Consider the following 8,699-nt stretch of genomic DNA (forward strand, 5'->3'; position numbering starts at 1 on the left):
GGTAGTAGATCATCGGCTTGTCGTAGACCGGGAGCAGTTGCTTGGACACCGCACGGGTGATCGGATGCAGCCGCGTGCCGGCCCCGCCGGCCAAGATGATGCCCTTCATCGGCCCCGATGCTGTCACGGTGAGGTTGTCGGTGTCGTGCGCCATCCTGTGCCCATGGTCGCCACGACGAGCGAGTACGGCGTGGTCGGGGTGCGGGATGCCGGTTTCCGGCTCGACCGGTTCGGACCCGCACCCGGCCTCGCCGCGTTGGTGGAGCGGCACTGGCTGGTCAGCTGGGAGGTCCCGGAGGGGCGGACGGCGTCGGTGACGCTGCTGCCGCACCCGTGCGTGAACGTGGTGCTCGACCAGGGCCGGCTCGCCGTCTCCGGGGTGGGCCGCGGACCGAAGACGTCACTACTCGGCGTGGATTGCGGAATTCCGTCATGGCGTCTCCGATGCGCGAGACGGCAGGCGCTGATGGTTCCACCGCGGATCTCGTGGGACACCCCCAGAACGGAGTCACGTCTGGCGGGGCGGACGGCGGATCCTCCCGGCCGGCGTCGTTGCTGTTCACTCATCGCGACGGGCGCCCGGGCCGCCAAAGGGGGCTGGGCTACCCGACCGCTACGGCGGCGTGATCTGGGCCACTGTCCGTCACGGCGCCGCTCGTCGGCGGCGGGAACGTGACGAGTGTCCAGCTCGCGACGGACCACACGACGCCGACGGTCACGCTGAGCACCTACCTCGGGTCCTGACCGGACGCGGTCGGCCAGACGTGTTCTCTGGTCGACTCCGCGCCCGGTTGTATCCAGGTTGTGCCCGCTTCCACCCGCCAACTTGTTTCCGCAGGTGGGCGGCGGTGCGTCAGCGGTAGTTGGTGAACTGCAGGGCGATCCCGAAGTCCTTGCTCTTCAGCAGGGCGATGACGCTCTGCAGGTCGTCCTTCTTCTTGCCCGAGACGCGCAGCTGGTCGCCCTGGATCTGGGCCTGGACGCCCTTGAGCTTCTCGTCGCGAATGACCTTGCTGATCTCCTTGGCCTTGTCCGAGGCGATGCCCTGCAGGATCTTGCCGGTGACCTTGTAGGTCTTGCCCGACACCGCCGGCTCGCCGACCTCGAAGGCCTTCAGCGAGATGTTCCGCTTGATCAACTTCTCCTTGAAGACATCGATCGCGGCCTTGAGGCGCTCCTCGGTCTCGGACTCCAGAGTGATCGCTTCCTCGCCGGACCAGGCGATCGACGTGCCCGTGCCGCGGAAGTCGAAGCGCTGTGACAGCTCCTTCGACGCCTGGTTGAGGGCGTTGTCGACCTCCTGCCGGTCGACCTTGCTCACCACGTCGAACGACGGGTCGGCCATGGTCTGTCCTCCTCAAGACCGGGCCCCTGTGAGCCCGGATCTTCGCTGTCGTATCCTTCTCCTGCGCATCGGCCAGCCGATCGCAACCCGGCAGGTTGCCCGAGTGGCCAAAGGGAGCGGACTGTAAATCCGTCGGCTTAGCCTACGAAGGTTCGAATCCTTCACCTGCCACCCCCACGGGAAACGGCCCCTGACCAGCGGAAACGCGGTCAGGGGCCGTTCTCGTTGTGTCCGGTGGCGTCCGGCTCGGGCCGGTGATCACCGGGGGGCTGTGGCAAATGCGTGGCAAGGCTGTCCGGTAGGTCTACGGCAGCCCGAGGGCCAGGCTTACGCGGTGCCGAGCGGCGTCCTCCTGACCCGAGATGCACTTGGCGTAGACCCGCAGCAGCACCGCCACGCTGTGGCCGGCCCACTCGGCAACCTGGGTCGGAGGTACGCCGGCGTTGAGCCACGTCGAGACCGCCGCGTGCCGGAGGTCGTAGGGCCGGCGGGCGAGCGGGGAAGCGGCCTCTTCGAGTGTCAGCGCGGCGGTCCGGGCGCTGGCCCACACCCGGCCGTAGACGCTGTCCGATAGGTCGCCCTCGCGGTCCCGCATGGCGCCGAACAGGCGGCCATCCCGAGTTGTCCCGAACTCGGCGAGATGGGATCGGAGGAGGTCGGCCAACGGTGGGGGGCAGGGCACGACTCGGACCGCCTCGCGGGCCCGATGCTTCAGCCCACGCTCGTCCCGACGCTTACCGTTGTCGCTCCACGCGGCGCCGGTTGCCGGAGCTGAGCCGGGCAGGAACAGCTCCCCCCACTGGTCAGCGGGCAGGTGCAGCGCTGATGTCGAGAGGTGCGCGGCCTCGCCGGGGCGGAGAGCCGCGTAGTACATGAGCCCGAAGAACGCCACGAGCCGCGGGCCGGATCTCCCCTGTCGGGCAACAGCGTCGAGTAGCCGCCGCGCCTGCTCGATGTTGACGACCACTCGGCGGTCGACCTCGTCAGCCGTCTTCCGATTCTTGACCTTGACGACGGCCAGCGGGTTGCGGGGGAGGAGCCTCCGTTCCACCGCGTACTCCAGCGCGTTGTAGAAGACCGCGCGCTTGCGCTGGGTCGTGCTGGCTGCCGCCGGCTTCCCGTCGAGTTTGCGACCGATCGCTGCCATCGCAGCCCGCAGTACGTCGGGCTCGTTCAGGGCGCCGACGGGCAATGTGTTGGATTCCAGCCACTGCACCGTCCGTGCGAGGTCCGCCGGAGGCGGGCCTGATTCGCGGGCCCGGGTGTTGAACACCCATCCGTAGAGTGCCTTGCGGATCTTGTCCTGATCGGGCTGGCCGGCCGTCGACTTCAGCAACGCGGGGGTCACCGTCGCCAGTGTCTCGGCGACGCCCATACGGGACTTCCCAGCCGAATCCGGCCATTTCATGTCGGCGTACGAGCAGGCGAAGTCGAACCAGCTCGCGGTGTTCTCCGTCCGTCGGAGCGACACCGGTAGCCCGTCGGCGAGCGCAAACGCCTCGCCCTGACGGGCGGCCGTCACGAGTTGGGAGCGAAAGCTCTCGGCGAGCGCCTTGGTCTTGAATCCCTCTTGGAACGGTGAGTCGGCCACCTTCCAACGGACGAAGTACGTCGTTGTGGTCGTTCCCGTGTAGACCCGCGTCGTCCAGATCCGGGCGTCGTAGGAGATGTCCATCAGGCGGCCTCCTCGCAGGTGTCGAGCCAGCGTTCGAGTTCGGTTCGGCGGATGCGGAGGTCTCCGTTCGGGAGTTTGATGCAGCGCGGTGCGCGGCCCTTGGCGCGCCAGTCGTAGAAGGTTGAGCGGGAGATCCTGAGTTCGGCGCAGACCTCGGCGAGGGTGAGGCGCTCGGTGGGCTTGGCCATGGTTCAGGCGCCCCCGTCGGTTGCGGTTACAGCGGTTACGTCGGTTACATGCCTGGTCAGGGGCGTAACCGTTGTCGGGGGCGTAACCGTCACGTCGGTTACGCCGCAGGGTTCAGCGGGTGGGTCGGGTGGTGGCTCGACAGGGGGTGTAACCGTTGTGACGGTTACGCGGTCGGTGTCGGTTACGGGTCTGACCTTCGATGTAACCGCTGTAACCGACGTAACCGACCCTGGCGGGGGGCCCGGCGGCGGGTCGTCGGTCACGGGTGGGAGGTAGCGGGCCCACGCGTCGGTGAGCGCGCCGCCGACCTGGTAGCCCTTCGTGGGCTGTCCGCCGATGCGGAGGGGGCCGGGGCGGACGCCGTAGCGGACGAGTTCGCGGAACGGTTCGGCCCGCTCGTGCGGGGCGCGGCGGCGCATGTGGATGGTGATGGCGCGGGTGGTGATCGTCGCGGGCATCGCCCCGGCGATCCCGGCGAGTGCGACGGGGGCGAACACGGGGAAGCGTTCGACCTTCATCCGGGAGGCGTCCCCGACGCAGCGGGACACGGTGGCGGAGCGCTTGTAGCCGGAGTTGAGCAGCCCGCGCAGGTCCTCGTTGTTCCCGCCGGCCTTGGCCGAGAAGATGGTGTCGATCTCGTCGAACAGCAGGGTGACCGGGCCGTCCGTGAGCATCCGGAAGATCGCCGCCGTGGTGATGGAGATGGTCATCTCCGGCTTGCGGACCAGGTACTGGGCGACCTCCAACACGCGGGTCTTCCCGGAGCCGGGTTCGGCGGAGTCCAGGATCAGCCGGGGGGTGGTGTAGAAGTGCGGGGCGGCGTGGGTGTGGGCGTACCAGAGCGCCAACGTCGGCGCGCAGTGCTGGTCGGGGAACACCGAGAATCGGGACACGAACGCGGCGACCTGGTCGAGCAGGACGGCCGGCTCCACCGCGGGTGTCGGCCGGACCACCCGCAGTCCTTGGGGGATGCTGCTCATGCCGACCGCCGCCCCTCGCCCGCCGTGCGGGCGGGGTGCTCGACAGGGGTGGGGAGTCGCCGGGGCCGGCGGGCGCCGTAGGCGAGTCCGGAGGCGATGGTGGCGGCGATGTCGCGGGCGGTGCAGTCGCAGGGGCCGGCGACGATGTGCCCGGCTGCGCGGGTGAGATCGGCGGCCGCGGTGGCGTGGTCGAGGGCGCCGGCGCCGACGAGTTGCCCGAGGGCGCGGGCGGCGGCGTCTACGGCGTCGCTACGCGATGGCCTCGGCTACCCTCGACACCGCCACCGCGACGAACAAGTGGGCCAGGACGGGGGACGCGAGGAGGTCGGCGGTGCGGGCGGGCAGTGTGCCGGCAGACGTGACTAGATCTGTGACCGCGGCACGTTGGTACGGCTGGTTACGGCTTAGACCGGGTGAGACGGTAGCGGCGAATTCGTAGAGTTCGCAGCCCTACTGCGGCCACTCCTGAGACTCCGCGAGACGATCTACGCCCGACTCATCACCCAGAGGTCGCAGGTTCGAATCCTGCCCCCGCTACCACCCGAGAGGGCCGCTAACCAGCAAGGTTAGCGGCCCTCTCGCTTTTTGCGTACTCAGACCAGGGGCGAATCCGCCCCGATGGTCACGGCCGTGGTCACGGAGGCCGTCGCCGGACCCAGGATCGCCGCCGCCGCGACCTGTGCGGCGTGCTCGTCCATCCCGGGATCATGTGAATGTAGGTGTCCTGCGTGAACGACACCGACGAGTGCCCCAACCGCTCGCTGACGACCTTGACGGGCACCTCGGCGCGCAGCGCCGCGGCGGCGTAGCTGTGCCGGACGTCGTGCAGCCGGATCGGCGGGAGGCCGGCCTCCCAACTCAGCCGGGTGAACCACTCGGTGATCGTTTCCGGGTGGATCGGCCGGCCGTCGGCGTGGCCGACTACACGGCGCATCTGACAGCCGAGCCAGGCCCACGAGCCTGCAGCGCCCTCGCCCGGCGCACCGGCTCGTGAGAGGCTCGGGGTCGCCCTTGTCGCGACGATCGGCGTGCTGTTCCTCGGGGAGTCGATGATCTGGATCAGGGACGGGCCGCTGGCCCTGATCATCATCGGAGTCGTGGGGCTGAACCTGGTCAGAGCCGAGATGTACGTTCCTGATCCACAACCGAGTCGGCAGGATGGTGGGGTGGCCGGGCAATCGTCCTACGTGGAGCGCGCGCCGACGCCCGCACTTGCGGCGTTCGCATCGGCTGTCTGGATCCAGCAGGTGGGCGACCGGCCCGTAGAGCAGCGGCACGCGCCACACGGCGGCGCCGAGGTGCGATGTGTGCTCGGTGAGGCACCCCGGCTGCTCGGGCCGCTGACGACGGCGGCGTATCAGGAGATCCCGGCGGGCGGCACGGTCGTCGGGGTGCGGCTGCGTCCGGGCGTGCTCGGTGGTCTCGTCGGGATGTCGGCCGACGAGCTCGTCGATCAGGACATCGCGGGCACCGACATCTGGCGCGACATGGCCCATCTGACGGATCTTCTCGGGGAAGCCGTCACACCGCGGGCCGCGCTCGCTCAGCTGCAGTCGTTCGTCGCGCAGTCTGCCGACGAACTGGACCCGCTGGTGAACGAGGCCGTCCGGAACCTCATGCCGTGGCACAGCAGCGGAACGGCCGCTCTGCCCGCGCTGCTGTCGATCTCCGAACGCCAGTTGCGGCGCCGGTGCCGGGCAGCGGTTGGCGTCGGTCCGAAGGAGCTGCACCGGATCCTGCGTTTGCAGGGCTTCATCGCCCGCGTCCAGGCGTCGATCGCCCAGCAGAGCGCGTCAGCCATCGATCTCACACGGTGGGCCGTCGAGGCCGGGTACCACGACCAGGCACACCTCAGCCGCGAGTGCCGCCGGCTCCTGGGGGTGACGCCGGGCGAGTTCCTCGCGCAGTCGAGCGCCGCGTGCACCTGTGGGCACGACCACGCTGCGTCCTACGTCCCGATGCTCCGACCCTGGGACGGCCGTTTCGTACAAGAGCGGCGGCCGATCCTGGCCTAGCGTCTCGATCGTGCATCTTCCCTGTTCCGGGTCCGAGTTCGCACGTGAGCCGACGCGGATGGTCCGACGAACCGAGAACGGCCGGCCTCGACACGCTGTAGAGGGGCGCGAGTGATACTCATCACCGGTGGCCTGGGATCAATCGGGTCGCACACCGCACGGGCGCTGCTCGACCTGGGCGAATCCGTCGTGCTCACCGCGCACCGGTCCACCCGGGTGCCCGAGTACCTCGCCGACGAGCCCGACGGTCGGGTCGTCGTCGAGCTGCTGGACACCGCGGACGAGACGGCCTTCCTCGACATCGGAAAGCGGCACGAGGTCACTCGCATCGTGCACCTCGCGGCGGCCCGCTACGACCTGCCCGATCCGGGCGAGTACCTCCGCACCGACACCCTCGGCCTGCTCAACGCACTCAAGGCGGCGACGGTGTGGGGCGTGCGGCGGTTCTCCGTCGCCAGCTCCATCGCCGTGTACGCGGGAGTGGAGCAGGTCCCGTGGCGGGAGGACTACCCGCTGCCCGTGGTGGCAGCCCACCAGGTCCCGGTGTTCAAGAAGACTGCGGAGTTGTTCGCCACGCTGATCGGCGACAACGCCGGGTTCGACGTGGTCAACCTGCGGATCGGCACCATCTGGGGCCCCTCAGCCTGCCCGACTCGCCGTTCTTCGCACTTCCCCGCCTGCTCAGCGCGGCGGTCTGGGGCGAGGACCCCGACCTCACCCCGCCCCGCCCACTCGCCTACGCCGAGGACGCCACCGACCTCTGCTACGTCAAGGACTGCGGCCGGGCCATCGCGCTCCTCATGCTCGCGGAACGGCTGAACCACCGCACCTACAACGTCTCCAGCGGTCGACTGGTGCGCTACAGCGAGGTCGCCGCCGCGATCAACGCCGTTGTCCGGGCGCGAACACCACCCTCCCGGAAGGGCGCAATCCCAACCGTCCCCCGGACAACTACCTCGACATCACCCGGCTGCAGGACGACACCGGCTTCCGGCCCGACTACGACATCGAGCGCACCGTATCGGACTACGCCGACTGGCTCACCAGGCATGATCACTGACGGCGTGGCTCTCCTCGAGTTGTTCACCGACACCCAGGAGGACTCAGGATGACCGTGCTCAACGATGAGGCCCGCAACCTGTTCGCCGGGCCGAACATCGCCCACATCGCCACGCTCCTGCCCGATGGCGGGCCGCATTCGGTTCCTGTGATGATCGATATCGAAGGCGAATACCTTGCGTTCTTCACGTCACCCAACTCGCGCAAGGGCCGCAATCTCCAACTGGACGATCGCATCGCGATCTCCGTGACCGACCGGGAGAACCTGGTCCGCAGTGCGCTCGTCCGCGGCCGCGTCGTGAAGCGGGTCGGCGGCGATGCGGGCTGGGAGATCGTCGATCGCATCTTCGCCAAGTACACCGGCGGCCCGTACCCGCACCGCGAGGACCGCGAGGCTTTCCTCGTGGAACCGGCGCACGTGATCGTCCCGACGTTCGACTGAGGAGCGGAGATGGCCAGGGTAATCATGCAGGCGGTCGTGTCGGTGGACGGCTACATCGCCTATCCCGATGACACGGTCGGGCCGCTGTTCGACTGGTACTTCAACGGCGACAGCGAGGTGTCCGCCAGGGCGAGCGGCTGGACGTTCCGTGTCTCGCGGACCTCCGCCGAGTACGTCCAGCCCTTCTGGGACGCCATCAAGGTAACTGTGATCGGCCGTCACCTGTTCGACACCACAAACGGCTGGGACGGCAAGCCAGCCGCGGGAGACGAGCTGGTCGTCGTCACCCACCGGCCATTGCCCGAGGAGTGGCTCGCCGACCACCCGGACGCACCGTTCCACACCGCCGACTCCGTCGAGGCGGGCATCGCGCTCGCCAAGAAGCTCGCGGGCGACGGTCTCGTCTGCGTGACGGCTGGCGATCTCGGCGGGCAGGCGTTCTCGGCAGGGCTGGTCGACGAGGTCGCGATGGACGTCGCTCCGGTGGTTCTGGGCGAAGGGGTGCGTTTCTTCGGCAGCCACGCCGGCACGGTGCTCCTCGACGATCCCGACCAGGTGGTCCAGGGCGACCGCGTGCTGCACCTGCACTACACGGTCAAGCGCTGACCGGTTCGGGATACGCGAAGCGAAGACGCCTCGGACGGCTGGCCGAGCAGCGGGCATGCCAGACGATGCGGGTCGCGATCAGAGTCCTGGCAGAATGCCCGATCGCCTCATAACCCAGAGATCGCAGGTTCAACTCCTGTCACCCCGACCGCACGAAGGCCCTGGTCACAGCCTCCCTCGGGGGAGCCGGACCAGGGCCTTCGTCGTTGATCTGGACTCTCGATCTCGACGTGAAAGCCTCAGCGTCGCCGCTTGATCAGTATCCGCGGGATGTAGAGGCCGAGTCGGGCGGCCCGGCTCAGGGCCAGTGTCCGGTCGGAGGTGCCGAGCATGGCGGTGATGTGCAGGATGCGACCGGTCACGGTGGCTTCGGCCAGCTGCAGCCAGG

Annotated in this window: 10 protein-coding genes, 1 tRNA gene and 1 pseudogene; 6 read left to right on the plus strand and 6 right to left on the minus strand. The window is 68.8% G+C overall.

Annotation, left to right across the window (positions count from 1 at the left end; translation table 11 throughout):
* The coding region (locus tag HF526_RS33755) for a sugar phosphate nucleotidyltransferase (RefSeq protein ID WP_275404258.1) at nucleotides 1-109 on the minus strand (109 nt) is incomplete at its 3' end.
* Between the two features lie 54 nt (nucleotides 110-163).
* Between HF526_RS33755 and HF526_RS37600 the strand changes: the two genes are divergently transcribed.
* Nucleotides 164-676: a DUF6597 domain-containing transcriptional factor gene (locus HF526_RS37600; protein ID WP_420821682.1), complete on the plus strand. Its 513-nt coding sequence runs from the start codon at nucleotides 164-166 to the stop codon at nucleotides 674-676.
* Nucleotides 677-853: 177 nt separating this feature from the next.
* Here HF526_RS37600 and HF526_RS33760 read toward each other — a convergent pair whose 3' ends face one another.
* Entirely contained in the window at nucleotides 854-1,345 is a 492-nt protein-coding gene (locus HF526_RS33760) for a YajQ family cyclic di-GMP-binding protein (protein WP_169385719.1), read from the minus strand.
* Between the two features lie 89 nt (nucleotides 1,346-1,434).
* Here HF526_RS33760 and HF526_RS33765 point away from each other — a divergent pair.
* Nucleotides 1,435-1,516: transfer RNA gene (locus HF526_RS33765), tRNA-Tyr, on the plus strand.
* A 133-nt stretch (nucleotides 1,517-1,649) separates the two neighbouring features.
* On the opposite strand, the gene HF526_RS33770 is transcribed toward HF526_RS33765, so the two are convergent.
* The 4 genes and pseudogenes from HF526_RS33770 to HF526_RS33785 form a co-directional block, all read right to left on the minus strand.
* A complete protein-coding gene (locus HF526_RS33770) occupies nucleotides 1,650-3,020 on the minus strand; it encodes a tyrosine-type recombinase/integrase (RefSeq protein WP_211178198.1) in 1,371 nt (456 codons plus the stop codon).
* Nucleotides 3,020-3,208 carry a helix-turn-helix transcriptional regulator gene (locus HF526_RS33775; protein WP_169385720.1) on the minus strand — a complete coding sequence of 63 codons (189 nt, stop codon included), beginning with the start codon at nucleotides 3,206-3,208 and terminating at the stop codon, nucleotides 3,020-3,022. The genes HF526_RS33770 and HF526_RS33775 overlap by 1 nt, the downstream gene beginning before the upstream one ends.
* A gap of 375 nt (nucleotides 3,209-3,583) precedes the next feature.
* Nucleotides 3,584-4,189, minus strand: a pseudogene (locus HF526_RS37605) (DUF3631 domain-containing protein); the annotation flags it as partial.
* A gap of 634 nt (nucleotides 4,190-4,823) precedes the next feature.
* Complete coding sequence (locus HF526_RS33785; RefSeq protein WP_239029482.1) at nucleotides 4,824-5,123, minus strand: tyrosine-type recombinase/integrase; 300 nt, start codon at nucleotides 5,121-5,123, stop codon at nucleotides 4,824-4,826.
* A gap of 94 nt (nucleotides 5,124-5,217) precedes the next feature.
* Between HF526_RS33785 and HF526_RS33790 the strand changes: the two genes are divergently transcribed.
* From HF526_RS33790 to HF526_RS33805, 4 genes are all read left to right on the plus strand, one after another.
* A complete protein-coding gene (locus HF526_RS33790; RefSeq protein WP_338051936.1) occupies nucleotides 5,218-6,204 on the plus strand; it encodes a helix-turn-helix domain-containing protein in 987 nt (328 codons plus the stop codon).
* A gap of 111 nt (nucleotides 6,205-6,315) precedes the next feature.
* Nucleotides 6,316-7,023 (plus strand): NAD-dependent epimerase/dehydratase family protein, encoded by a 708-nt coding sequence (locus tag HF526_RS33795; protein ID WP_338051937.1) that lies wholly within the window; start codon nucleotides 6,316-6,318, stop codon nucleotides 7,021-7,023.
* Between the two features lie 289 nt (nucleotides 7,024-7,312).
* Nucleotides 7,313-7,705 (plus strand): pyridoxamine 5'-phosphate oxidase family protein, encoded by a 393-nt coding sequence (locus tag HF526_RS33800; RefSeq protein WP_169385721.1) that lies wholly within the window; start codon nucleotides 7,313-7,315, stop codon nucleotides 7,703-7,705.
* A gap of 9 nt (nucleotides 7,706-7,714) precedes the next feature.
* Nucleotides 7,715-8,311: a dihydrofolate reductase family protein gene (locus HF526_RS33805; protein ID WP_169385722.1), complete on the plus strand. Its 597-nt coding sequence runs from the start codon at nucleotides 7,715-7,717 to the stop codon at nucleotides 8,309-8,311.
* Nucleotides 8,312-8,699: the final 388 nt, after the last annotated feature.

Origin of the sequence: Pseudonocardia acidicola (genome assembly GCF_012911935.1) — a bacterium.
Classification (GTDB): Bacteria; Actinomycetota; Actinomycetes; order Mycobacteriales; family Pseudonocardiaceae; genus Pseudonocardia; species Pseudonocardia acidicola.